This is a genomic window from Bradyrhizobium sp. USDA 4341, assembly GCF_054063755.1.
This window is the reverse complement of sequence record NZ_JBSSGO010000002.1, coordinates 3,244,015-3,267,341: the sequence shown is the minus strand read 5'-3', so window position 1 is coordinate 3,267,341 and position 23,327 is coordinate 3,244,015. Positions and strand designations below refer to the sequence as shown.

Here is a 23,327-nt window from a genome sequence, read left to right as displayed (position 1 = left end):
GGGTTCACGCTTCGCGTGCCCCGGAATGACAAGAAGGAATGATCATGACCACCACCGACGATCCGCTCGTTTCGACCGAATGGCTGGCTGCGCATCTCGGCGACGCCAACGTCAAGGTGCTTGACGCGACCTTCAAGCTGCCCGGCGTGCTGCCGCTGCCGAAGGACGACTACCTCGCTGCGCATCTGCCCGGCGCGGTGTTCTTCGACGTCGATGCGGTGTCCGATCATGCCAATCCGCTGCCGCATATGTTTCCGAACGCCGAGCAGTTCGGCCGCGACATCGGCGGGCTCGGAATCAGCAATGCCGACACCGTCGTGATCTATGACGCCGGCGGCTGGGTCGCCGCGCCGCGCGCCTGGTGGATGTTCCTGTCCTATGGCCATCGCAACGTGCGCATCCTCAATGGCGGCCTGAAGAAGTGGCGCGCCGAGGGCAGGGCGGTCGAGAGCGGCGAGGTGAAGGCGAAGCCTGCGACCTTCAAGGCAAACTACGATCCGAAGCGCGTGCGCAGCATCGAGCAGATGATCGCCAATGTCGAAAGCCGCGCCGAGCAGGTGATCGATGCTCGCGCCGCCGAGCGCTTCGAGGGCCGCGCGCCGGAGCCGCGGCCGGGCATCCGCGCGGGCCACATCCCGGGCGCCCGCAACGTGCCCTACAACCAACTGTTCGATGCCGCGACCGGCGAGATGAAGCCGCTCGACGATCTGCGCAAGTCGTTCAGCGGTGCCGGCGTGAAGCTCGATGCGCCGATCGTGACGAGCTGCGGCTCCGGTGTCTCGGCCGGCGTGCTGACGCTCGCGCTCTACCGGCTCGGCGTCACCGACACCGCGCTCTATGACGGCTCATGGTCGGAATGGGGACAGGCGAGCGGCCCGCCGATCGCGACGGGGCCAGCCTGATAAATAGCTTCTAACGCCGGGTGAGCGGAACCAGGGTCGGGTTGCCGAACGGATCGAGCTGCTGCTGAACGGCCTGCCGCACCGGCGGCGCGCGGACGACCCGCCGGCGCTCCTTGCGATGTGCCGGCTTGCCGGTGGCGTTGCGCTCCGGCTTCTTCGCCTTGGTGGCCTTCGGCGTGGCCGGCGCTTCGACAACAACTTCGGGTCCGCCCAGCGTTGCGATCCTGCTCGCGGCCGCGATGGCCTCCGGTGACGGCGGCGGTGCGGGCTCCGGCGTAGCCATCGCGGGTGCCGGTGCGGCGGGCGCGGGTTCGTTGGTTGCGACAGGCGGATCGGTCACCGCGGCGACCTTGGCCTCGGTTGGCATCGGTGCCGCTTCCGTGGAAACCGGTGCGGGCTGCGATGCGGGCGAGGGATCCGCGGCCGGAGGCTGTGGAGCGACCTCAGCGGACTGCGCTGGTGCAGGAGTTTCGACCGTCTGGGCTTCCAGCTTCGGCGGTGCCGGCGATGCGTCATCCGCCGTCACCGCGGCGAGCTTCGCCGGCTCGGCTGGAGGAGAGGCTTCGGCAGGAGCAGCCGGCTCGGATGCGACTGGGTCTGAGGGTGTCGAGGGCACCGGGCTGTCGGCTACCGCCTTGTCGGCGGCTGATGGCTCGACCCGCACCATGGCGAGCACCGGCGAGGTCTCGGGCTGCTGAGCAAATTGCGGCTCGGGCGGGACCCGGCGGGCCGGAATGCTGGCGAATTCCTCATGCGCCGCGCGAAACAGCGCGGCTGCCCCTAACCCGAACACCACAAGCGACGTCGCCAGCACGATCGCGGCGAACAAGAAACGAAGGCCGGGGAGCATGGGCGCGGGTTCCCCCTTCTGCGGGAGGGTCTTCGATGTCGGGGGAACGCGGTGACCACACAAGAAAGCCGGCGTCGCAAGCGCGAATCAGGCCGATTCGAAGATATCGCAACCCTCGAAGACTGTTTGTTACAAAATGCGGGTGATTGATGACTTTGGGCAGGTGGACAAACATTCCCGACCCATGAGACATCTTTGCCGCAGCGTTGACGGCACATCACAAAAGCCCGAAATGGCCCGGATTTCGCGGATTTGTCTTGAATGCGCCGCTATCTTCCTGCATTGGGCCGTTAACAGTCCGGTGTGGCTTGGGGACTATAATAGAGCAATGATGATCAACCGCATTCTGACGATTTGCGCTGCCGCGGCTCTCGGCGTGGCGGGAACCTCGCTCGCGCGTGCGCAGCAGGGCTATCCAGCTCCCCAGGGCCCGGTCTATTCGGCCGCGCCGCAGCCCTATTCGCAGGGCAACATGCCGGATTTCGACTCGCTCGACGATGAAGACGCGCCGCGCAATTCGGCCGGACTGCCGCCGCCCGGCCCGGTGATGTCGCCGGATGACCCGCGCTATGGCCGCCCGATGAATGCGCCGGTCTATTCCGATCGTGGTGCGCCGTCCGGTCCGGTGATGTCGCCGGACGATCCGCGCTACGGCCGCCCGATGAATTCCCAGCCGGTCTACTCCGACCGCAGTGCGCCGACCGGTCCGGTGATGTCGCCCGATGATCCGCGCTATGGCCGGCCGATGGGGCCGCCGCCGGTGATCTATGGCGATCGTCCGGGGGCGCAGCAAGCCAATCGCGACAATGGCGTTCCGGCCGCCGGCGTGTCCTACGGCGACGACCGCGGCGGCATGCGTCCGCCCGAGGGCGTTACCGGAGCCGTGTCGCAGCAGCAGGCGCCGGTCGACGCCAATGGCAAGCCGGTGCAGATCGCAGCCCTTCCACCGGACGAGCAGCCGGAAGATGGCCCCGCGCAACTGGCGCCGAACCTGCGCCGCCAGGAAGTGGCGTTCGCGACCAAGGAGCCGGCAGGCACCATCGTCGTCGATACGCCGAACACCTACCTCTATTACATCCTCGGCAATGGCCGGGCGATCCGTTACGGCGTCCGTGTCGGCCGCGACGGTTTCACCTGGACCGGCGTGCAGAAGATCACCCGCAAGGCCGAGTGGCCGGATTGGCATCCGCCGACGGAGATGATCGAACGTCAGCCCTATCTGCCGCGCTTCATGGCCGGCGGACCCGGCAATCCGCTCGGTGCCCGCGCGATGTATCTCGGCTCGACCGTGTACCGTATTCACGGCACCAACCAGCCGTCGACGATCGGCAAGTTCGTCTCGTCGGGTTGCATCGGCATGCTGAACGAGGACGTTTCGGACCTGTTCGAGCGCACCAAGGTCGGCACCCGCGTGGTTGTGCTGCCCGGCGGCGCAGCCCCGGGCACGACGACGGCTTCCGCCGCGCCGCCGCCCAATCCGATGGCTCCCGCGCCGACGCAGGCCCAGGCCGCGCCGCTGCCCGGCACGCAGCCGACCTCGGTCCAGCCGCTGCCCGCGCCGGTCACGGTGCGCTAGACCAACCGGCAATTCTTCAAGAAAGGCGCGCGAACAGCGCGCCTTTTTTGTTTGCCGATCGATGTCCGATCTCAGGCCAGCCGCCGCGGCGGCTCGCTACCCTTGGTGAAGGCGTCGATGCACGCGACCATCTGCTGATAGTGCGTCTGCAAGCTTTCGCGCGTCGCATAGCCGAGGTGCGGTGTGATCACGACATTGTCGAGCTTGCGGAGCGGGTGATCTGACGGCAGCGGCTCGACCGAGAACACGTCGATGCCGGCGCCGGCGATCTTCTTCTCGCGCAGTGCGACGAGGAGGGCGTCTTCGTCGACGATTGGCCCGCGCGCGGTGTTGACGAGATAGGCCTGTGGCTTCATGCGGGCGAGATCGGCGGCGCCGACCAGCCCGCGTGAGCGCGGGCTCAGCACGACATGGACGGTGATGATGTCTGATGTTGCGAACAGCTCGTCCTTGCTGGCGTAGCCGACGCCGGCCTCCTTGCATTTCTCGGGCGTCAGGTTGGGGCTCCAGGCGATCACGTTCATGCCGAAAACCTTGGCCATGCCGGCGACCTTACTGCCGAGCTTGCCGAGGCCGATGACACCGAGCGTCTTGCCCTCGATCTCGGTGCCGGCAAAGCTCTGCCACGCCTCGCCGTCGTGCATGCGCGCATTCTCGCGGCCGATGCCACGCGTCAGTTCCAGGATTAGGCCCATGGTCAGGGGTGCGGTGGGATCGCGACTATATTGGGTGCCGCACAGCACCACGTTGCGCTCCTTGGTGGCCTCCATGTCGATCGCGGCGTTGCGCATGCCCGACGTGATCAGCAGCTTCAGCCTGGGCAACGCGTCGAGCAGGCTGCGCGGGAACGCCGTGCGCTCGCGCATCGCGCAGATGATCTCGAAGTCCTTCAGCTTCTCCGCTGCTTCCGCCTGGCTCGCGAACGGCTGGTCGAACACGGTGACCTCGACGCGATCCTTGATCGCCGGCCAATCGGCCAGCGAAAGCGCGATGTCGAAATAGTCGTCGAGGATTGCACAGCGGAGCCGCGTCATCGGAAAGGTCCATTCAGGGTGAGGGCGACGGCGGACAATCAACCGTCGGGGAGCCCCCGATGGTCGCGCGCAATCGGCGGGCGTGCAAGCGGCCGCGGTTTCAAGAAGCGGCGATTGCCGGACGGCTCAGGATGGCTTGCGCGTCTTCGCGGTGCGGATATCGGCGAGCATCGAGCGGACTGCCGGCGACAGCGCCATCTGCTTGGCGCGGCAGGCCGGACCCGGGCCACGCATATAGTGCAGTTCCGGTCGATAGGGATTGACAGCCTTGGCAACGAAGGCCCGCCAGAAGGCGCTGAATTCGGCGAACAGCGTCGCCTCGCGTTTGGTCGTCGGCCGCGAAAGAGGTGCTGAAATGATGGTAGCCATGACGTGGCCTCAACTGTTTGTCACGGTTCTGCCGCGAAAATCGCCGTTTTCGGCGTTGAGAACGAGTTTTGGCCTGATTTATTAAAAGATAGTTTCAATTGTCGTGATTCGGCGCACAGATGGTGCCGAACCCGTAATCACACGTGGCGAATGGACGGAACGTGGTGAACGGATGGAAAACGACCGCCCCGCGGTTGCGCTTTCGGGGGCCGGCCGTTACATCGGCGACAGCAAAATTTCCACAAATCGGATCAATTCCAGGGACAGCGGATGGCTCGCCAGTTCATCTATTTCATGCAGGGTCTGACCAAGGCGTACCCGACCCGCAAGGTGCTCGATAACATCCACCTGAGCTTTTACCCGGACGCCAAGATCGGTGTGCTCGGCGTCAACGGCTCGGGCAAGTCGACGCTGCTCAAGATCATGGCCGGTCTCGACAAGGAGTATAACGGCGAAGCCTGGGTCGCCGAGGGCGCCCGCGTCGGCTATCTCGAGCAGGAGCCGCACCTCGATTCCGCACTCAACGTCCGTGAGAACGTCATGCTCGGCGTCGCCAAGCAGAAGGCGATCCTCGACCGCTACAACGAGCTGGCCGTCAACTATTCGGACGAGACCGCCGACGAAATGACCAAGCTGCAGGACGAGATCGAGGCGCAGGGCCTGTGGGATCTCGACAGCAAGGTCGACCAGGCGATGGACGCGCTGCGCTGCCCGCCCGACGATGCCGATGTCACCAAACTGTCGGGCGGTGAACGCCGCCGCGTCGCGCTGTGCCGCCTGCTGCTCGACCAGCCGGAATTGCTGCTGCTGGACGAACCGACCAACCATCTCGACGCCGAGTCGGTGTCGTGGCTGGAAGGCCATCTGCGCAACTATCCCGGCGCGATCCTGATCGTGACCCACGACCGCTACTTCCTCGACAACGTCACGGGCTGGATCCTCGAGCTCGACCGCGGCAAGGGCATCCCCTACGAGGGCAACTATTCGTCCTGGCTGCAGCAGAAGCAGAAGAGGCTCGAGCAGGAAGGTCGCGAGGACGCCGCGCATCAGAAGACGCTGGCCCGCGAGCAGGAGTGGATCGCATCCTCGCCAAAGGCGCGTCAGGCCAAGTCCAAGGCACGTTACCAGCGCTATGAGGAGCTGCTGAAACAGGCCAGTGAAAAGCAGACCCAGACCGCGCAGATCACGATTCCGGTTGCCGAGCGCCTCGGTCAGAACGTTGTCGACTTCGAAGGCCTCAGCAAGGGTTTTGGCGACCGCATGCTGATCGACGATCTCACCTTCAAGCTGCCGCCGGGCGGCATCGTCGGCGTGATCGGTGCCAACGGCGCCGGCAAGACCACGCTGTTCAGGATGATCACCAAGCAGGAGATGCCGGACAAGGGCTCCATCACCGTCGGCGAGAGCGTGCATCTCGGCTATGTCGACCAGTCCCGCGACGCGCTCGACGGCAAGAAGACCGTGTGGGAGGAGATCTCAGGCAACAACGAGCTGATCCTGCTCGGCAAGAAGGAAGTCAACTCGCGCGGCTATTGCTCGTCGTTCAACTTCAAGGGCGCCGACCAGCAGAAGAAGGTCGGCGCGCTGTCGGGCGGTGAACGCAACCGCGTGCATCTCGCCAAGATGCTGAAGTCGGGCGCCAACGTGCTGCTGCTCGACGAACCGACCAACGACCTCGACGTCGACACGCTGCGCGCGCTGGAAGAGGCGCTGGAGGATTTTGCCGGTTGCGCCGTCATCATCAGCCATGATCGCTGGTTCCTCGACCGCATCGCGACCCACATCCTGGCCTTCGAGGGCGACAGCCATGTCGAATGGTTCGAAGGCAACTTCCAGGATTACGAAAAGGACAAGATGCGCCGGCTCGGCCAGGACAGCATCATTCCGCACCGCGTGAAGTACAAGAAGCTGACGCGGTGATTGGTTGAAGTAGTCGAGCGCGGCTATCGCGCCGCGTTCGACCACCCACTCGTTTTGCAGAATCGTGACGGCATCGCGGCGCAAATCTGCGGCCAGTTGTCGCTTTTCAAGTGCGCGGGATTGCGTAGATAGAGCGCTCCGCAATTCTCAATTCCGCGAGCACTCCAACATGTCCGCACTATCAGACGCGCCCGCCCGCTCGAAGGGCCGGTCGCTGCGTCCCGTTCCCATGCTGATCTTCGGATCGCGCTGGCTGCAATTGCCGCTCTATGTCGGCCTGATCATCGCCCAGGGCGTCTATGTCGTGCTGTTCCTGAAGGAGCTGTGGCACCTGTTCGCCCATGCCTTCGATTTCAGCGAGCAGCAGATCATGCTGGCCGTGCTCGGCCTGATCGACGTCGTGATGATCTCGAACCTCCTGGTGATGGTGATCGTTGGCGGCTACGAGACCTTCGTGTCGCGCCTCAATCTGCAGGGACATCCGGACGAGCCGGAATGGCTCAACCACGTCAATGCCAGCGTGCTGAAGATCAAGCTGGCGATGGCGATCATCGGCATCTCCTCGATCCACTTGCTGCGCACCTTCATCGAGGCCGGCGCGCTGTCGTCCGGCAAGGGCACCTACACCGAGACCGGCGTGATGTGGCAGACCATCATCCACTGCGTCTTCATCCTGTCGGCGATCGGCATCGCCATCGTCGACAGGCTGTCGAACGACTCGATCGAAGGCGCCAAGCAGCAGGTTGGGCATTAGCCGGGATAGACTGGCGATGGCTGGCGCGGCGTCATCGCGCCGCGCGCTGGCCAAACAATGCCGGCGCGGTGATCCTGCCCAGCCATTCCGGGATTTCCGCGGCCCCGCGCGGGAATCCGCGCGCCATCGCGAGGATGAATGTGGTCTGCCAGACGCCGAATAGCACCAGCCAGGCCAGCCAGTCCGGGAATTTGACGATCGCGCCGTAAACGGCTCCGGCCGCTATGGCAGCGATCCAGTTCACGACAACGCTGTCGAGCCGCCTAAAGCCGGGATTGGTCAGCAGGACGCCAAGAATTGTGATCGCGCCGCCAATGGCTCCTCCGACGCTGCCGATGACGTAGCCCATGAACGGATTATTGCCGAGCGTGTCCCTGACCTCGGCGGGGGTGGCGGTTGTGTCGGCGGTACCGGCGTCAGCGGCGGCGACGGCTTTCGAATACTGGCCGAGTGACTGAAGCGTGACGCTGCTGGCATCGTAGGCCGCGATCCAGGCCGCTGTCGTCACCGCAACCACCAGTGCCAGCTGGAACCGGTCCTTGACGCCAAATATGAAGTTGCAGATCGCGATCACCAATCCAAATATCACACCGGGCAGGATCGTTATCCCACCGGTCGGCGTGGAATCCACGAACGAATATTGCAGAACGCCGGTGGCATACCTCACGGTAATGAAGCTGCCGACAACCGAGAAAAGCGCCAGCACGACGAAGGGCCAACTGGATCGGCCGCGCGACTGCGCGCGCTCGGCCGCCAGCATGCGGTCCACCGCGGCTCGCGTCTCGGCCGCGGCACTGCCCTGCGGCTCCAGCATCGTGACCGCCTTGAGATAGGCCGGGACCTGGTCGAGCGGGGTCGGCGCCATCATCACCGGCAGCACGCGATTGCTCGGGTTCGGCCACCTGGCTCGGGCAAAGGCGAGCTCGCTCAAGGTGTAGCGTCCCTTGGTCACCGATTCCGGGCTGATCAGGAACACCATAAAATCGCTGCTTTCGATGGCTTTTTCGACGCGCGCATCGAAGCTGTCGCCCGGCGGGAGATCGTCGTGCGAAAAGAAGACGTCATGGTCGCAATTGCGCAGGGACTGAGCGATGTTGTCAGCCTGCGATTCCAATTCGGAGGGAAATGACAAAAATATGCGCATGGCAAAACTTACCACCCAGAATTGAATTCTGACATTGCCAAATCCACGTTGCAATGCCTGTTTCCGCTAGTGTGCTGAATGCGAAGTTCGTGCGATTTCGCGGCAGCCGCTTTCACGAACTTCGCATTCATAAAGCACACTAGAATCATAAGTTTGCTAGTGTCCTTATCGAATCCGAAGTTCGCTCCGAAGGTGCGGCGAATGATACGAACTTCGGATTCGGGACACTAGGTGAGATCGATCATGAAATGGCCAGCCACCATCGTCGCATGCGCGGTGCTGCTGTGTGTGCCGCTGCAACGGCCCGCATCCGCCGCCGACGCCGCGTTCACCCAGTTCATCGCCTCGCTATGGCCGGAGGCCAAGGCGGCCGGCGTGTCGCGCGAAACCTTCGATCGCGAGACGCGCTCCCTCGAGCCCGACTACAAGCTGCCCGACTTGATCCTGCCGGGGCGTCCGAAGACCGGCGCGCCGGCGCAGGCCGAGTTCGTGCAGGTGCCGGCCGACTACATCAAGGAGGCCTCGATCGCGCGGCTCGCCACCGAGGGGCAGCGCCTGCTGCAGAAGTATCGTTCGTCGCTCGACGCGATCGAGAAGCGGTTCGGCGTGCCGGCCACCATCGTGCTGGCGATCTGGGGCCGCGAGACCGACTACGGCCGCTATTCGCTGCCCTACGACGCGCTGCGCGTGGTGGCGACGCAGGCCTATGTCGGCCGCCGCAAGGATCAGTACCGCACCGAGTTCATCCTGGCGCTGAAGATCCTCAGTGAGGGCGCCGTGACGCGCAAGGAGCTGCGCTCATCCTGGGCCGGGGCGACCGGATACACCCAGTTCCTGCCGTCGGAATATTACAAACATGGCGTCGACCTCGACGGCGATGGCCGGGTCGACATCTGGCACTCGGTGCCGGACGCGCTCGCCTCCGCCGCGCAACAGCTCGTCAACAAGGGCTGGCAGCCCGGCGTGCGCTGGGCCTATGAGGTGCAGGCGCCGGCCAACGCCGATTGCACGATGGGCGTGCCTGAAGTGACCAAGCCGATCAGCCAGTGGCTGCGGGCAGGCTTCGTGCCGGTGCGCGGGCAGAAGCTCAGCGCCACCGAGCAGGCGCAATCGGCCTCGCTGCTGCAGCCTGAAGGCATCTACGGTCCGGCCTTCCTGACCACGCCGAACTACTTCGTGATCAAGGAGTACAATTTCTCCGATCTCTACGTGCTATTCGTCGGCCATCTCGCCGACCGCATGACGAGCCCGCAGCCATTCGCGACGCCATGGTCGGCGTCGAAGCAGCTGCGCTCCGCCGATGTCGAGGCGATGCAGCAGCAGCTGACGAAGGTCGGGCTCTACAAGGACAAGCTCGACGGCAAGGCCGGGATGCAGACCCGCGCCGCGCTCGGCGCCTATCAGAAGCAGGCCGGGCTGAAGGTCGATTGCTGGCCGAGCGAGGCGGTGCTGCGCGCGATGAATGGGCAGCGCTGATCGCCAAGCCTGCTTGGTGGCGGAAAACAAAAACCCGGCCGCGAGGCCGGGTTTCGAGGGTGATGCTGAATAGCGTGTCGGTGGATCAGTCGCAAACCTGGATGCGACGGAAGCGCCAGCCGTAGCCGTCCCAGAAGCGCTCACGAACCCAGCGGCACGGAGCCTCTTCGACGTAAACCGGTGCCGGCGCAACATAGACCGGGGCGGGACGGGCGCCTGCGATCGCGCCGCCGAGCAGGGCGCCGCCGATCAGGCCACCGGCAACGCCGGCCGCGATGGCCCCGCCGTCACCAGCCTTGGCAGCCGGTGCAACCGCCAGCGAACCGGCAATCGTGGTAACGGCGACAAGGGCAGCTAAAGTCTTCTTCATGTCTTTGGCTCTCCTGGAAGGTGGTGGCGACGTGGTTCGGCGCCGGGTTTAGGTGACTCACACGCTGATCTCAAACTGCTGTCTTGCTAAACAGCGCAGAACAGTCAACCGAAAGTAAACGTCCGCAGGCTCATCGCGCAGAAAAGCGGTTTTTTCTGGCCTTCTACAGCAGACGTCCCGGACAAACAGTCGGTTTTCCGGGACATCTGGTTCGAATTAATCGAGATGAACGGCGATCAATCGCAAACGCGGACTCGGCGCACGCGCCAGGTGTAGCCGTCCCAGAACCGCTGACGCTGCCAGAAGCAATCGGGACCGTAACCGGGCTCGGCGACATAGGCCGGACCGGGCGCGTAGTAGCCATAGCCCGGACCGTAATAGCCGTTCTGCGAAGCGATCGCTCCACCGACGATGGCGCCACCGATCAATCCCGCAGCGACGCCAGCGGCGACACCGCGTTGTGCCTGGGCGGGGGCGGGCACCGCCACAGCCGAAACCGCCAGAGTGGCGGCGGCGCAAAGCGCCAGCAATGTCTTCTTCATGACCTCACCTTTCTCACGGGAGCAGGGACAGCGTGCGTTGGCGATCTGTCTCGCCTCAAGGGTTCCATATTCCGCTTGAATGATCAATGAACGACGCTGCCGTATTCGCGTCCAAATGCTTGCAGCTTTTGGCATATCTTGCAACGCACAAGCCCGTAGTACTGCGATGAACCGATACTTGTGGCGATGGAAGCCGGGATTGGCCCGGTAGACCCGTCCGGTGGGTTTCGTATTCCCGAAAGACGGGGCCGACCGATTTAGATTCATTCCAATATGAATCCTGCATCAGTTTGGAATTGCTACAAGAACCGGCTTTTCCCTTTGCATCCGGCCGGGGCCGACAATATCCATATTGGCGAGCATCACCCGTTGGACCCGCTTCTTCTGATGATTGTCTGTTCCTGTAACGTCCTCAGCGACCACGATGTCCGCAATGCCGTTAATGGCGGCGGGTCTGTGACACGAAATGCCAAGCAGGTTTATGGCTGCCTCGGCTGTAGCGCCGAATGCGGCCGCTGCGCGCGCACCATCAAGGCGATCATCGACGAGGCGCTTGGCCCCTGCGCCAAGGCCTGCTGCTCCGGCTGCCCCCACAGCGGCCATCCGCACGCCGCCAACGAAGACGCCGAGCCGGCCGAATTCGCGCTCGCGGCCTGCTAGGGCCATTTCCGGTTCTGGTCGACGCAGAACCGAAGCTTTCCCGTTTCAATGCGTTTTCTTCATGCGATCCGGCTGCAACGTCGCCGGAAACGCTCTGCCTCCGCAAATCCCTTAAATCCGGTTGTCCACGCGCTGCTTCCGCGAAGGGTTGCTCTCTCCGGCAATCTGATTTAGAAGCGTTCTAAATTCAGTGCTGGCCGGTTTTGGCCGCGACAGGTGGAGTGGATCATGCAAGGCGACCCGAAGGTCATTGATTATCTGAACAAGGGGCTGCGCAGCGAACTGACCGCCATCAATCAGTACTGGCTGCACTACCGGATGCTCAACAATTGGGGCCTCCTGGAGATGGGCAAGGTCTGGCGCAAGGAGTCCATCGAGGAGATGGAGCACGCCGACAAATTCGTCGATCGCATCCTGTTCCTCGACGGCTTCCCGAACCTGCAGGTGCTCGATCCCCTGAAGATCGGCCAGGACGTCAAGGAGATCATCGAGTGTGACCTGGCCGCCGAGATCGGCGCCCGCACGCTCTATCAGGAGGCGGCGACCTACTGCCACGGCGTCAAGGACTATGTCAGCCGCGACCTGTTCGAGCAGCTGATGAAGGACGAGGAAGACCACATCGACTTCCTCGAGACCCAGCTCGACCTGATCAAGCGCATCGGTCTTGAGCTCTACACCCAGAAGCACGTCGGTCATCTGAAGGGCGAGGAGTCCTGATCGGCCTCTTCGCGCTCGGAGAGTGGCTTTCAAAAATGCGAAAGGCCGTCCTTGCGGGCGGCCTCTTTCGTTTTCGCGATCCGGATGAAGTGATCGGTCAGTAGCAGCGGATGATGTTGATGGTGCGATCGCCGTCGCGGCCGGGCACCGTCACGCTCTCGGTGGGGCAGCTCGACACATAAGGCCGATCCGACGGCACCACGGCCGGCGGATATCGATGCGCCCAATCCCAGGGCACGTCCTGGGTGTAGGTATAGCGAACGTCGTTCGACGCCGGCGCCGGGACCTCGGCGGCGAAGGGAACGCCGGCGACGGCGTCCTCGTAATATCCGCTTGTCCCCGGCAACACGATGCCGGGCACGCGCACATGATGACGGAAAGCCGGATGGTGCGCGGAAAACGTGCCGCGCGGCGCCGTTCCGGATCTCGCATGGGACGCGGTCGAGGAAGCAAGCAGCAGCGCTGCAACGCCGAGGGACGCCATCAGCGCCCCATATGTTCGATACACCATTGGTCGATGAGCCATTGTTCGACAAGCCATGGCCGGCACCACTCGCGGTTACGGAGCATTTGTGCAGACGCTAGGCCGCGCCTGAGGGCGCCCGCAAACTCATCCTTAATTATTGGTTAAAAAGTAAGGTTAACAGGAGGTATCTGTTTCAAATTGGCGCGACTGCGTGGCAGTGCCTCAGACCGCGTCCGCCGGAACGAAGCAGCTGATGATGATGTTGCCGCGGTGGTGCACGTACCACACCACGGCCTCGCCGACCGGATTGCCGCGATCGCGGATGATCGCGCGCTCCGGCACTATCATCCATTCGCCCTCGATCGGCACCCAATAGGCGCCGCCCCGAACGTCATAGCTCGTGCGATGGCCGTCGGAGATATCGCAGCACGGCACGCCGTTCGGCGCGATCACGCTTTTGAACCAGGCGCGGATATCGGGCGGCACGTTGTCGTATTGGCCGTTGTCGAACGCCAGCGCTGCGCCCGCCGTCATGGCGAGCCACGCAAGCATCGCGCCATGCGTGAGCCTTCGCATCGCATCCCTCCGCGACAGCCTTGTGCGTGACACGCGCGCATTGTCTCGCGCGCGAATCCGATGTTGGTGCGATTAGGCACGAACCGCGCACGAGATGCATGCCCAAAGAATCAGCGAGGCAGCGCTGCTGTCCGTGATGCAGTGCGGGATCGCCGCGTTCAGGCCGGCTTCTTCGTGCGCGCCTTCTTCGCAGGCTTTGCTGCGATATTGTCGCGAGCCATTTTGAGCGTGCTGCGTAGCGTGACTTGATCGGCTTTCGCGAGGCGGACATTGGTGCTGCCGCTCTTGCCCCAGCCGCCCGGCACCGGTCGGAAGATTTCCGGCTCGGCCTCGACCACGACAGCCTGTTGCTCCGGCGTCAGCTTCACCATGCCCCAATCCTTGTCGGGATAGCCGAGCGTTGCGAAGATGCGGTTGCCGACGCGAAAGTCGGCGGTGCCGTGATGCGCGCCTTCGACCACCTCGGGCAGGCTCAGCGCTGTGCGGCGGAAGCGGGTTGCGGACATGGTCGCCGACCTCGATCTCGTCGGCGAAGCCTAACACGTGTTGCTGATGGAGGCGTGTCCAGCTAGCTCGCCCTCAGCACGTTGAGCGCATACCATCCCCAATAGACCCGGTGACGCCGGATCAGGCCGTCCTCGATCTCCATGACCTCGACGAGATCCATCTGATCGCCGTCCGGTGACTGGCGCGGATATTCCCAGGTGAGAATTCGACCGTCGCTGAAGAAACCCTGCTTGAAGCGCCGCCGCTGCGGCGGGTTGGTGCGGAACACGCGCGTGATGAACTCGCGCAGCGCGGCGCGACCCTGGACGATCCCGTCGGTGGTCTGCATCAGGTGCTGGACCAGCGGGCTTTCGATGGAGGCATCGGGCGCATAGAGCGCCAGCGCCGCCTCGAGGTCCTTGTTGCCGAGGGCCTCGTCCCAGAGTTTGTAGATGCGTTCCGCGTCGGTATTGCTGGCTGTCATGATTGTTCCCTTGTGTTCGTCTGATGGCACCAATTTGATAGGAAGAGGCTGTCGCGACGTTTCAGGAAAAACTGAAATGAGTTTCGCGGCACGGCGAATGCGGATAGGACGTTCTTGCGCGATCCGGAGGACGATGCGGTGAGATCATCCCAATCCGTGCAGACGGGATTTTCGCGGATCGCCGAGGCATTGGGCGATCCGGTGCGCGAAGCCATGGTCAGCGCGCTGGCCGACGGCAAGGCGCTGCCGGCCGGCGAGCTTGCCGCGGTGGCCGGCATTTCGCCGCAGGGCGCCAGTGCGCATCTGCAGAAGCTGGTGGATGCGCGCGTGCTGTCGGTGTGGGCACAGGGCAGGTTCAGATATTACCGGATCAGGGACGACGACGTCGCGGCGCTGATCGAGAACCTCGTCGATCTTGCGGCGAAAGCCACAGTCGGGCGCAAGCGGGCGATGCCCGCCGAGCAGCTCCGGCAATCGCGCACCTGCTACCATCATTTGGCGGGCCAGCTCGGCGTGCTGCTGTCGAATGCGCTGATGCGGCGCCGCCTCGTCATCATCGACGGCCGCGATGGTCGCGTGACCGAGCAGGGGCTGGCCTGGTGCCGCGCCGAAGAGATCGATTTCGATCCGGCGCGGCAGCCGCATCTGCGGCTCTGCAATGACTGGACCGAGCGCGTGCCGCATCTCGCGGGTCCGTTCGCCAATGCCGTGCTGGCGCGGCTGGTCGCGATGCGCGGCGTTGCGCCGCATCGGATTCCGCGCGCGTTGCGGATCACCGACCGGGGGCGGGCGTTCTTCGACCGGCTCGGCGTCGAGGTTCCATTCTGACGCCGCGAGATCGTGCTAGCGGCCGTCCTCGACCTCGGTCTCCGGGCGGTCATTGCCGGAGGCGGTTTCGGTCAGCCATTTGCCGTCCGACGTCTCGTACTGGATCGCCTCGGTGCGCCCGGGAACGCGCTGCTCGTTGGCGGCGCGCCGGGCGGCGGCAAGCGCCGCGGCATGGGTTGGAAACGGCTCCGAGAACACCCCGTTGACGGTATAGGCCCAGCCGCCATCGTGCTGGACGACCTTGTAGATCACGTGGCTCATCCGGGACCTCGTTTCCGCCGTGGACGATGAGGCTGCCAGAATAGACCACGATGTCGTATTTTGCAGCAGGCGATCGTCCTTGAGACACAAGCCCCGAGGTGCGGGCGAGGGAGACCGACATGTGCCGCAATATCAAGACGCTGTTCAACTTCGAGCCGCCCGCCACCGAGGACGAGATCCACGCCTCGGCGCTGCAATTCGTGCGCAAATTGTCCGGCTTCAACAAGCCGTCGCAGGCCAATGAGGCCGCCTTCAACCTTGCCGTGACGGAAGTCTCGGACGCAGCGCGCAGGCTCCTGATCTCGTTGCAGACCACGTCGCCGGCGCGCGATCGCGAGGTCGAGGCGGAGAAGGCGAGGGAGCGTTCGCGGCTGCGGTTCGGCTGAGGCGAGGGCATTCCGTGATGCAGGTCACGGTATGGCGCACTGCCCGCGGGCATTATGGCCGTTCACCCCGGTCCCGGAGCAAACGCCATGAAGCCTGCCGCCCTGCTCACATTCTGTTCGATTGCGTTCGCCGCTCTCTGGACCTGCGGCATGCTGTGGTCGAGCGGCACGATCGACCTCGCCAACGTCATGATCCTGTCGGCCTGCGGGGCGTTCGCGGGTGTTGCCTGGTACTACGCGATGCGCTGGGTCTTCCAGCTCATGCAGCTCGCCCGGCCGTCCGATCCTCCGGCCAATCCCGGCGCGGAGCGGTAAACATCGACCGCGACACGGACACAGCTGGCCGTGTCGCTGCGTGAGGACAAAAAGGGTTACTTCTTGTCCTTCTTGCGGTGCTTCTTCTTTTTCTTGTGATCGTCGTCCTCGTCGTCATCATCAGCGAAATCGATCGCGTCGACGTCAAGGGCGATCGCCTCCGCTGCCGCGCGCTCGGCGGCATCGCGTTCGGCGAGCTCCGCGGCTTCACGCTCCTTGGTGCGCTTGTAGTCTTCCCAGGCGTCGAAGATCATGTGCAGCCACGGCATCACCTGCTCGATCGACGGCAATTGGCCGGGCGAGCCGGCTTCACCGCGCGGGCCGGCCGGACCTTGCGGGCCCTGTGGACCAGCTTCGCCGCGCGGACCCTGCACGCCAGCCTTGCCTTGCGCCCCCGGCTTGCCCTGGGGGCCAGCCTTTCCGACCACGCCGGCCTTGCCCTGCGGACCCGGCTTGCCGCGCGCACCTTCGGGCCCCGGCCGCCCCGGATGTCCCTGCGGGCCGGGCTTTCCCGGTTCACCCTGACGGCCCTGCGGCCCCTGCGCCCCTCGTGACCCCTGGCGGGAAACTGTCTCGTCAGCCACTGCTATGCTCCGTCGCGATTTGAAGCCGCTTGTAACAGAGGTTGGAGCACGGCTTCAATTCTGCCTGCCGGCGCCGATGCAAGCGATCAACAGTCATAATTCCGTGCGCATATGACAACGGAGGGCGTGTTGCGGGTTCTGGACGGCATGTACCGCGAAGCTGCGGGCGAACCGCAACCGCTCGACATCGTCGTGACGCGGCACGATGTGCTTGACGAAGCGATCTTTCGCAGCACGGGTGTGCTCGAGCTCTATGAAGGGCTGTTTCCTGCGAGCGAGCGCGACAGCCCTGACGACATCGTGCGCTGGCTGTTGTCGGATGATGTCGGCGAACGGCGTCACTTCAGCGTCGGCGGCCGCGAGATGTCCTATCGTCTCGACTCGCGCTGCTTCATCCTGCGCGCCGGCGCCGCGCGCGCGGTCGGGCTCGGCTTCTTCACCTACGATCACGCAAGCGAACTGATCTATTGCAACCATGTCGGCGTCGCGAAGGCGTGGCGCGGCGGCGGCCTGGCGCGCGCGTTCTATCGCGAGATGGTCGCCATGCTCGATGCGCTGTTTCCGAACAATATCGGCGTGGTGCTCGAGGTCGAGCCATTCGATCGCGATCGCGTGGCTGCGATCATCGCCGATCTCGAGCGGACAGGCAGGCGGCAGCTCGCGGCGGGTGAGCAGGACGAGATCCGCCGATTGCTGCGCGTAAGCTGGTACGACAGGCTCGACTATTCCGTGTTCTGCGACGCGCACACGATGCGGCCACTCGTGTGCCGCTCGCCATGTCTTGATCCGTCGCTGCCGTCATCGGATTGGGCAAATGGAGAGGAAAACTATTGGCTGATGTGGCAGGCGCGGACCGGCGTGGCCTCGGCGGAGGTGCGCGCAGGTCAGCTCTGGCACAAGGCTGCCGCCGCGATCTATGTCGAGATCCTCGCAAAATCCCTGGTTGCGGCGGATCCGAACGGCCGGCGCGGCTATTGGGACTATGCGACCGCACTGGTGGGCCAGACGCTGCAACGGACCGCGGTGGCCGACGTGCGTCTCGCACGCTGCCTCGGTGACGATGACGCCGCGTTGCTGTCGCGCTGGCGGCGTCTTGCGATCGACCTGCCGATCTAGGCCGCGGCGTGCTCGCTGTGCGGCACGTCGATGCCGTCGGCCGAATATTCGCGGATCTTGTTCCGCAAGGTCCGCACCGACAGTCCGAGCACGCGCGCGGCACGGGTGCGGTTGCCGTCGCAGCGTGCGAGCGTTTGCAGCACCAGTTCCCGCTCGACCTCATCGACGGTCGCGCCGATCAGCAGTGGGACGATTTCATTTGGAGCCAGCGACGGCAGCAGTGCTTCCGGCGACGGTACGGTGGACGCGTAAGACATGAACTCCTCCCGATCAACGCCCGCCTCGTCGATGAGGCGGAGACATCGAGAACCAACTACCCCGTAAATGCACGGTGTGCCGGTTTGGTTAACAATTCCTTAACGCGCCCCTAACTCCCTGCTTTGTAAGCAAAATACCCAGAAATCGCCACGATTGCGGTTCCATCGGTCACAGTGTCCGGTAGCCGCCATCGACCATCACGATCGATCCCGAGACATAGGCCGACAGGTCCGAGGCGAGGAAGATCGCGGGGCCGACGATGTCCTCGGGCTTGCCGGCGCGGCCGAGCGGGGTGTGGTCCATGAAGACTTTCACGAGGTCGGGATTGGAGGCGCGCACCTTCTCGTTCAGCGGCGTCTCGATGAAGCCGGGGCCGATCGCGTTGACGCGCACGCCGTCCTTGCCAAGCTCGGCGGCCAATGCCTTGGTGAAGCCGAGCACGCCGTGCTTGGAGGCGGTATAGGCCGGTGAGCTCGGGGTGCGCAGATGCACGAAGGACTGGATCGAACCGATATTGACGATGCGTCCCTTGTTCTTGCGCAGCGGTGCGAGGAAGGAATGCGTCACGTTGAAGACGCCGGTGAGATTGATCGAGATGATGTCTTCCCAATCCTTGATCACGGCCTCGTCGGCGCCGAGTATGCCGTTGCGGCGCGCGATGCCGGCATTATTGACCAGGATCGAGACAGGTCCGACCTTGTCGGCGATTTGCTTCGCCATCGCGATGCAGGCGTCGAGGTTGGTCACGTCGAGCGCAAAGCTCTCCGCCTTGCTGCCGGCGTTCCGGATTTCCTTGGCCGCTTCCGCCGCCGCATCACCGTTCATGTCGAGCAGCACCACGCGCGCACCCTCGCGGCCGTAGCCCGCGGCGATGGCACGCCCGATGCCCGAGCCTGCCCCCGTGATGACGGCGATGTGATTGTCGAGAAGGGCCATGGTGTTTCCTCGTTCTGATTTATGAGCGTTGTCGACAACACTATTCAAAACTGCGCCAACCGAAACGCCAAGCCGCGTTTGCGCGTTGCTGTTATCCGGATTCGGATGACAGTGCGGACCGATCATGGACCAGCATATCAGACATTGGAAAGTCGCGATCGCGCGCTTCTGCGCGGCGCCTGATCCCGACTATCGCGAGATGGCCAAGATGATCGCCGAGATCGCCACGACCGACATCGACGAAACGCTGCGGCATGCGGCCGCACAGGTGCTGCCGATCCTGCGCCAGGCGGCGCAGAAATCGGCCGACCGCCGCACCAGATCGATGGCGCTGCGCCGTCTCGGCATCGTCAGCGATGCGCTGCACATGCTGTCCGCGCCGCAGTTCGGCCGGCGTGGCTTGACGCCGAAGGTACTGACGCAGGAAGAGCGCTGCCGGCAATTGCTTGGCCTGCCGTTCGGCCGCCGTCTCGCCGCGACCGAGGTCCATCAGGCGTTCAAGCGCGCCGCCAAGACGGTGCATCCTGACGGTGGCGGCAACGGCCCGGCATTCCTCGAACTCGCCGCCGCGCGTGACGCGCTGATCAAGCATCACTGACGCGGGATGGCGTTACGGCCTGACAGCACAAGGGCGGACGCCGCGCTGTTGCCGCGTGTCTGCCCTGTGCGTGATCGGGGGGCGCTCAGAACGAGCAGGTGCCGTTATTGAGGAGGCCGGTCTTGTAGCTGAACGCGGCGTCGAAGGTCGGCAGCTCCTCGCTGACGACGGCGAAATTCGCCGGCCACGGCGTGGTCGGAATGCTCTGGTCCCAGATCTGGCAGAAGCCGGTGTCTTGCCAACGGATCAGATGATAGGGCGTGGCGCTGGCCGGGCTTGCCGCGGCAAGCACGGACGCAGTGGCGGCGATGGCGGCACAGGCAATCGCAAGACGACGCATGGAAAATCTCCGGTTTGAAAAAGTGAATGCTCCGCGGGGAAATCCTGGAGCTCAGGGGCCGATCGCCCCGGACATGCAGTGAGTGTTGCAACCCCGGGAACAGGTTCAACGCCGCTTGCGCGGACATTCCCGTCACCAACGGGCGCCTGCTGTGCCAAATTGCGCCTGACGACGCGCTTGCTACAGTCGGCGCATTGCGATTCGTGCCCGCGTCGCGACGCGAGCAAATCGACGTGAGCCAATCGATGTGAGAACATCCTGGGAGACCGCACATGAAACTTTCATCCACCCTTCGCGCCGCGCTGGTCGCACTGATAGCCTTCACCGGCCTCGCTGTCTCCACCGCCGCGCGCGCCGACAGCGGCTTCGTGACGCTCACGATCTACAAGGCCGGATGGTTCATCGGCGGCTCCGGCGGCGGCGGCGTGCTGACGTTCCGCGGCCGCTCCTATCGGCTGTCCACCGGCGGTCTCGACTACGGCCTGGTGTTCGGCGGCTCCAAGACCGTGCTGCGCGGCCGCGTCAGCAACATCAATCGTCCGTCCGACGTTGCCGGCGTCTATGGTGCGGCGGGCGCCGGGCTTGCCCTCGGCCGCGGCGCGCGCGCGATCGTGCTGACCAATCAGAAGGGCGCGGTGCTGGAATTGACCGGCCACCAGGTCGGCCTGATGGCCAATGCCGATCTGAGCGGGCTTGCGATCACGATGCGCTAGCGCATGACGGTGTGGAGCGGGACCAGTGAGTGGCCCCCAATCCTACTGTGCATGGGGTTGTTTTCGATGTTTTTGTCCAGCTAATCGCGCAAGCCGCATCGGTCCAGGCCGGGGCGAGGCGGCGTTCACCTGAACAGATGCAGCGCGGCGTATTGCAGCAGCATGATGGTCTTGCCGTCGACGATGCGGCCATCGCTGATCATGGCGAGCGCGTCGTCGATCGCAAGCTCCAGCACCTCGATGTCCTCGCCCTCGTCGGCGAGCCCGCCGCCGTCGCTGACGCGCATCGCGGCGTCGTATTCGGCGACGAAGAAATGCAGCTTCTCGGTCACCGCCCCCGGCGTCATGAAGGCTTCGAACACCTTGCGCACATGCGCGAGCCGGTAGCCGATCTCTTCCTCCGCCTCGGCGCGGATGCGTGCTTCCGGCGCGGCGTCGTCGAGCATGCCGGCGGCGACCTCGATCAGGAGATCATCATAGCCGTTGGCGAAAGCGGGGTAGCGGAACTGCCGCACCAGCACCACGGTGCGGGTGTTCAGATTGTAGGGCAGTAGCGCCGCCCCGTTGCCGCGGTCATAGACCTCGCGCACCTGGGTCTGCCATTCGCCGTTGCTGCGGCGGTAGTCGAAGGTCGCGCTCTTCAGCTCGTAGCGGCGCTTCGAAAGCAGCTGGACGTCCTTGACGCGGACGCGGTCGGCGATGCTCATGCGTAACCCTTCAATTCCGTCACGACGTCGCTTCGCGACCGTCGAGCCATTTGGCCAGCATCACCGAGGTCGATTCTTCATAGCCGAGCGATTGGTAGAATGCGCCGGCCTTGGCGTTCTCTCGGCGCACCAGCAATTGCAGCTTCGGCACGCCGGCATTGCGCAGCCAATCCTCGGCCGCCGCCATGATGGCGCGGCCGAGCCCCTTGCCCTGGCGGTTGGGATCGACGGCGACGTAATAGACCCAGCCGCGATGGCCGTCATGACCGACCATTGCGGTTGCGACGATCGTGTCCGAGTTGCGTCCGACCAGGATGGCCGAGCTCGGTCCGCGCCGTGCCAGTGCGATGTCGGCGGCGGGATCGTTCCACGGTCGGGTCAGGCCGCACGCCTGCCACAGCGCGACGACAGCGGCGACGTCGGCGTCGGTGATCTCTGCAATGGCGAGAGAGGAGGGCATTGTCGCCTGCACGGTCACAGCACCTTGCCCGGGTTCATGATGCCGAGCGGATCAAGCATCGCCTTGACCTGCCGCATCAGCTCGATCGCGACCTTGTCCTTGACGTCAGGCAGCTCGTCGCGCTTGAGCACGCCGATGCCATGCTCAGCCGAGATCGAGCCGCCCATCTGCAGCACGATCTCGAACACCACGGCGTTGACGTCATGCCAGCGCGCCAGGAAGTCGGCCGCATTGGCGCCGACCGGCTGGCTGACATTGTAGTGGATGTTGCCGTCGCCGAGATGGCCGAACGGCACCGGCCGCGCGCCCGGGATCAACTTCACGACGGCCGCGTTGGCCTCCGCGATGAAGGCGGGAACGGCTGCGACCGGCACCGAGATGTCGTGCTTGATCGAGCCGCCCTCCGGCTTCTGCGCCGCCGACATCTCGTCGCGCAGTTTCCAGAACGCCTGGCGCTGGCTCAGATTGGCGGCGATGACAGCGTCATCGACGATGCCGTCTTCCATGCCCTGGGCGAGGATCGCCTCCAGCGCATCGCGTGCATCGTCGCGCGACGACGACAATTCCATCAGCACGTACCAGGGATGCTTGCTCTCCAGCGGATCGCGGATATCGATGCCGTGGCGGATCGAGAAATCGACCGCGATGTCGGCCAGCAGCTCGAAGCTCGTCAGGCTGCCCGCCGCCTCGTTGCGCGAGATCGACAGCAGCTTCAATGCCGCCGCCGGTGACTTCAGGCCGACATAGGCGGTCTCGACCGCGCGCGGCTTCGGAAACAGCCTTAAGGTCGCTGCCGTGATGATGCCGAGCGTGCCTTCGGCACCGATGAAGAGGTTGCGCAGGTCGTAGCCGGTGTTGTCCTTCTTCAGCTTGGACAAAGCGTTCAGCACGCGGCCATCCGCGAGCACGACCTCGACGCCGAGGGCCATCTCGCGCGCCACGCCATAGGCGAGCGCTCCGGTGCCGCCGGCATTGGTCGAGAGGTTGCCGCCGATGGTGCAGCTGCCTTCGGCGCCGAGCGACAGCGGAAACAGCCGGTCGACGTCGGCTGCCTTCTGCTGCGCGATTTGCAGCACCACGCCGGCCTCGCAGGTCATGGTGTTGGATTCGACATCGATGTCGCGGATCTTGTCGAGGCGCCGCAGCGACACCACGACCTCGCCATGATGCGGTGTCTGGCCGCCGACCAGGCCGGTGTTGCCGCCCTGCGGCACCAGCGCGATCCTGTGCTCGCTCGCAAGCTTGCAGATCGCAGCGACTTCGGCGGTCGAGCCCGGGCGCAGCACCAGGGGCGAGCGGCCGTGAAACAGGTCGCGCTCCTCGGTGACGTAAGGCTCGATGTCGGCGGCATCGGTCACGGCATATTTGTCGCCGACGATAGCGCGGAATATTGCAAGCAATTCGGGCGGAAGCGGCGGCACCGCTGATTGGACGATGTTCATTTTTTCTTGGTCTTTCACTCAGTCGGGATTCTTTATCGAGGCATGACCTCAGCGCAA

The 23,327-nt window shown here is 64.4% G+C and carries 31 protein-coding genes; 13 read left to right on the top strand and 18 right to left on the bottom strand.

Features of this window, described 5'->3' with window-relative positions; all coding sequences use genetic code 11:
* Positions 1-44: 44 nt before the first annotated feature.
* Positions 45-902: a 3-mercaptopyruvate sulfurtransferase gene (gene sseA / locus ACVIGB_RS21515; RefSeq protein ID WP_456721131.1), complete on the top strand. Its 858-nt coding sequence runs from the start codon at positions 45-47 to the stop codon at positions 900-902.
* Between the two features lie 10 nt (positions 903-912).
* Here sseA and ACVIGB_RS21510 read toward each other — a convergent pair whose 3' ends face one another.
* On the bottom strand, positions 913-1,752 hold the full coding sequence (locus tag ACVIGB_RS21510; RefSeq protein WP_456721132.1) for a hypothetical protein: 840 nt from the start codon (positions 1,750-1,752) through the stop codon (positions 913-915).
* Positions 1,753-2,080: 328 nt separating this feature from the next.
* Here ACVIGB_RS21510 and ACVIGB_RS21505 point away from each other — a divergent pair, with 328 nt between their 5' ends.
* A complete protein-coding gene (locus ACVIGB_RS21505; protein WP_456721133.1) occupies positions 2,081-3,328 on the top strand; it encodes a L,D-transpeptidase family protein in 1,248 nt (415 codons plus the stop codon).
* 71 nt (positions 3,329-3,399) lie between these two features.
* Here ACVIGB_RS21505 and ACVIGB_RS21500 read toward each other — a convergent pair whose 3' ends face one another.
* Both ACVIGB_RS21500 and ACVIGB_RS21495 read right to left on the bottom strand, forming a co-directional pair.
* Positions 3,400-4,362: a D-2-hydroxyacid dehydrogenase family protein gene (locus tag ACVIGB_RS21500; RefSeq protein WP_456721134.1), complete on the bottom strand. Its 963-nt coding sequence runs from the start codon at positions 4,360-4,362 to the stop codon at positions 3,400-3,402.
* Positions 4,363-4,488: 126 nt separating this feature from the next.
* The gene (locus ACVIGB_RS21495; protein WP_456721135.1) at positions 4,489-4,731 is read right to left on the bottom strand and encodes a hypothetical protein; all 243 of its coding nucleotides are present in this window, start codon (positions 4,729-4,731) and stop codon (positions 4,489-4,491) included.
* Between the two features lie 270 nt (positions 4,732-5,001).
* On the opposite strand from ACVIGB_RS21495, the gene ettA reads away from it, so the two are divergent.
* Entirely contained in the window at positions 5,002-6,651 is a 1,650-nt protein-coding gene (ettA, locus tag ACVIGB_RS21490; protein ID WP_456721136.1) for an energy-dependent translational throttle protein EttA, read from the top strand.
* A gap of 169 nt (positions 6,652-6,820) precedes the next feature.
* Complete coding sequence (locus tag ACVIGB_RS21485) at positions 6,821-7,405, top strand: TIGR00645 family protein (RefSeq protein WP_456721137.1); 585 nt, start codon at positions 6,821-6,823, stop codon at positions 7,403-7,405.
* A gap of 31 nt (positions 7,406-7,436) precedes the next feature.
* On the opposite strand, the gene ACVIGB_RS21480 is transcribed toward ACVIGB_RS21485, so the two are convergent.
* On the bottom strand, positions 7,437-8,549 hold the full coding sequence (locus ACVIGB_RS21480; protein ID WP_456721138.1) for a toll/interleukin-1 receptor domain-containing protein: 1,113 nt from the start codon (positions 8,547-8,549) through the stop codon (positions 7,437-7,439).
* A gap of 243 nt (positions 8,550-8,792) precedes the next feature.
* Between ACVIGB_RS21480 and ACVIGB_RS21475 the strand changes: the two genes are divergently transcribed.
* Complete coding sequence (locus ACVIGB_RS21475) at positions 8,793-10,025, top strand: lytic murein transglycosylase (protein ID WP_456721139.1); 1,233 nt, start codon at positions 8,793-8,795, stop codon at positions 10,023-10,025.
* Between the two features lie 85 nt (positions 10,026-10,110).
* On the opposite strand, the gene ACVIGB_RS21470 is transcribed toward ACVIGB_RS21475, so the two are convergent.
* Positions 10,111-10,395, bottom strand: a complete 285-nt coding sequence (locus ACVIGB_RS21470) for a hypothetical protein (RefSeq protein ID WP_092124594.1) — start codon at positions 10,393-10,395, stop codon at positions 10,111-10,113.
* Between the two features lie 236 nt (positions 10,396-10,631).
* Complete coding sequence (locus tag ACVIGB_RS21465; protein ID WP_050422015.1) at positions 10,632-10,937, bottom strand: hypothetical protein; 306 nt, start codon at positions 10,935-10,937, stop codon at positions 10,632-10,634.
* Between the two features lie 387 nt (positions 10,938-11,324).
* Here ACVIGB_RS21465 and ACVIGB_RS21460 point away from each other — a divergent pair, with 387 nt between their 5' ends.
* Both ACVIGB_RS21460 and bfr read left to right on the top strand, forming a co-directional pair.
* A complete protein-coding gene (locus tag ACVIGB_RS21460; RefSeq protein ID WP_016843730.1) occupies positions 11,325-11,597 on the top strand; it encodes a (2Fe-2S)-binding protein in 273 nt (90 codons plus the stop codon).
* A 228-nt stretch (positions 11,598-11,825) separates the two neighbouring features.
* Complete coding sequence (gene bfr, locus ACVIGB_RS21455) at positions 11,826-12,314, top strand: bacterioferritin (protein WP_092126895.1); 489 nt, start codon at positions 11,826-11,828, stop codon at positions 12,312-12,314.
* Positions 12,315-12,411: 97 nt separating this feature from the next.
* Here bfr and ACVIGB_RS21450 read toward each other — a convergent pair whose 3' ends face one another.
* From ACVIGB_RS21450 to ACVIGB_RS21435, 4 genes are all read right to left on the bottom strand, one after another.
* On the bottom strand, positions 12,412-12,825 hold the full coding sequence (locus tag ACVIGB_RS21450) for a hypothetical protein (RefSeq protein WP_456721140.1): 414 nt from the start codon (positions 12,823-12,825) through the stop codon (positions 12,412-12,414).
* 177 nt (positions 12,826-13,002) lie between these two features.
* Positions 13,003-13,356, bottom strand: coding sequence for a hypothetical protein (locus tag ACVIGB_RS21445; protein ID WP_456721141.1), 354 nt, complete (start codon positions 13,354-13,356; stop codon positions 13,003-13,005).
* Positions 13,357-13,514: 158 nt separating this feature from the next.
* The gene (locus tag ACVIGB_RS21440) at positions 13,515-13,862 is read right to left on the bottom strand and encodes an MmcQ/YjbR family DNA-binding protein (RefSeq protein WP_456721142.1); all 348 of its coding nucleotides are present in this window, start codon (positions 13,860-13,862) and stop codon (positions 13,515-13,517) included.
* Positions 13,863-13,924: 62 nt separating this feature from the next.
* Entirely contained in the window at positions 13,925-14,326 is a 402-nt protein-coding gene (locus ACVIGB_RS21435; RefSeq protein ID WP_456721143.1) for a nuclear transport factor 2 family protein, read from the bottom strand.
* 138 nt (positions 14,327-14,464) lie between these two features.
* On the opposite strand from ACVIGB_RS21435, the gene ACVIGB_RS21430 reads away from it, so the two are divergent.
* The gene (locus ACVIGB_RS21430; protein ID WP_143046866.1) at positions 14,465-15,154 is read left to right on the top strand and encodes an ArsR/SmtB family transcription factor; all 690 of its coding nucleotides are present in this window, start codon (positions 14,465-14,467) and stop codon (positions 15,152-15,154) included.
* Between the two features lie 15 nt (positions 15,155-15,169).
* Here the strand turns inward: ACVIGB_RS21430 and ACVIGB_RS21425 are convergent, their stop codons facing one another.
* Entirely contained in the window at positions 15,170-15,415 is a 246-nt protein-coding gene (locus tag ACVIGB_RS21425) for a DUF2188 domain-containing protein (protein WP_016840968.1), read from the bottom strand.
* A gap of 119 nt (positions 15,416-15,534) precedes the next feature.
* On the opposite strand from ACVIGB_RS21425, the gene ACVIGB_RS21420 reads away from it, so the two are divergent.
* Positions 15,535-15,801, top strand: a complete 267-nt coding sequence (locus tag ACVIGB_RS21420) for a DUF2277 domain-containing protein (RefSeq protein ID WP_212311623.1) — start codon at positions 15,535-15,537, stop codon at positions 15,799-15,801.
* 87 nt (positions 15,802-15,888) lie between these two features.
* Entirely contained in the window at positions 15,889-16,116 is a 228-nt protein-coding gene (locus tag ACVIGB_RS21415) for a hypothetical protein (protein WP_092124600.1), read from the top strand.
* Positions 16,117-16,172: 56 nt separating this feature from the next.
* Here the strand turns inward: ACVIGB_RS21415 and ACVIGB_RS21410 are convergent, their stop codons facing one another.
* Complete coding sequence (locus ACVIGB_RS21410) at positions 16,173-16,700, bottom strand: collagen-like protein (RefSeq protein WP_456721144.1); 528 nt, start codon at positions 16,698-16,700, stop codon at positions 16,173-16,175.
* 129 nt (positions 16,701-16,829) lie between these two features.
* Here ACVIGB_RS21410 and ACVIGB_RS21405 point away from each other — a divergent pair, with 129 nt between their 5' ends.
* A complete protein-coding gene (locus tag ACVIGB_RS21405) occupies positions 16,830-17,816 on the top strand; it encodes a hypothetical protein (protein WP_456721145.1) in 987 nt (328 codons plus the stop codon).
* Here the strand turns inward: ACVIGB_RS21405 and ACVIGB_RS21400 are convergent.
* Both ACVIGB_RS21400 and ACVIGB_RS21395 read right to left on the bottom strand, forming a co-directional pair.
* Positions 17,813-18,073, bottom strand: coding sequence for a helix-turn-helix domain-containing protein (locus ACVIGB_RS21400; RefSeq protein WP_021076090.1), 261 nt, complete (start codon positions 18,071-18,073; stop codon positions 17,813-17,815). The genes ACVIGB_RS21405 and ACVIGB_RS21400 overlap by 4 nt on opposite strands.
* Before the next feature lie 169 nt (positions 18,074-18,242).
* On the bottom strand, positions 18,243-19,010 hold the full coding sequence (locus ACVIGB_RS21395) for an SDR family NAD(P)-dependent oxidoreductase (RefSeq protein WP_092124602.1): 768 nt from the start codon (positions 19,008-19,010) through the stop codon (positions 18,243-18,245).
* 124 nt (positions 19,011-19,134) lie between these two features.
* On the opposite strand from ACVIGB_RS21395, the gene ACVIGB_RS21390 reads away from it, so the two are divergent.
* On the top strand, positions 19,135-19,608 hold the full coding sequence (locus tag ACVIGB_RS21390) for a hypothetical protein (protein WP_456721146.1): 474 nt from the start codon (positions 19,135-19,137) through the stop codon (positions 19,606-19,608).
* Between the two features lie 85 nt (positions 19,609-19,693).
* Here the strand turns inward: ACVIGB_RS21390 and ACVIGB_RS21385 are convergent, their stop codons facing one another.
* Entirely contained in the window at positions 19,694-19,948 is a 255-nt protein-coding gene (locus ACVIGB_RS21385) for a hypothetical protein (protein WP_456721147.1), read from the bottom strand.
* 272 nt (positions 19,949-20,220) lie between these two features.
* On the opposite strand from ACVIGB_RS21385, the gene ACVIGB_RS21380 reads away from it, so the two are divergent.
* Positions 20,221-20,661 (top strand): hypothetical protein, encoded by a 441-nt coding sequence (locus ACVIGB_RS21380; protein ID WP_456721148.1) that lies wholly within the window; start codon positions 20,221-20,223, stop codon positions 20,659-20,661.
* A 125-nt stretch (positions 20,662-20,786) separates the two neighbouring features.
* On the opposite strand, the gene ACVIGB_RS21375 is transcribed toward ACVIGB_RS21380, so the two are convergent.
* From ACVIGB_RS21375 to ACVIGB_RS21365, 3 genes are read right to left on the bottom strand one after another with little or no spacing between them, the layout of a single operon-like run.
* Positions 20,787-21,368 (bottom strand): NUDIX hydrolase, encoded by a 582-nt coding sequence (locus tag ACVIGB_RS21375; protein ID WP_092124606.1) that lies wholly within the window; start codon positions 21,366-21,368, stop codon positions 20,787-20,789.
* A 19-nt stretch (positions 21,369-21,387) separates the two neighbouring features.
* Positions 21,388-21,828 carry a GNAT family acetyltransferase gene (locus ACVIGB_RS21370; protein WP_092126901.1) on the bottom strand — a complete coding sequence of 147 codons (441 nt, stop codon included), beginning with the start codon at positions 21,826-21,828 and terminating at the stop codon, positions 21,388-21,390.
* Between the two features lie 14 nt (positions 21,829-21,842).
* Complete coding sequence (locus ACVIGB_RS21365; RefSeq protein ID WP_456721149.1) at positions 21,843-23,270, bottom strand: FAD-binding oxidoreductase; 1,428 nt, start codon at positions 23,268-23,270, stop codon at positions 21,843-21,845.
* Positions 23,271-23,327 lie beyond the last annotated feature (57 nt).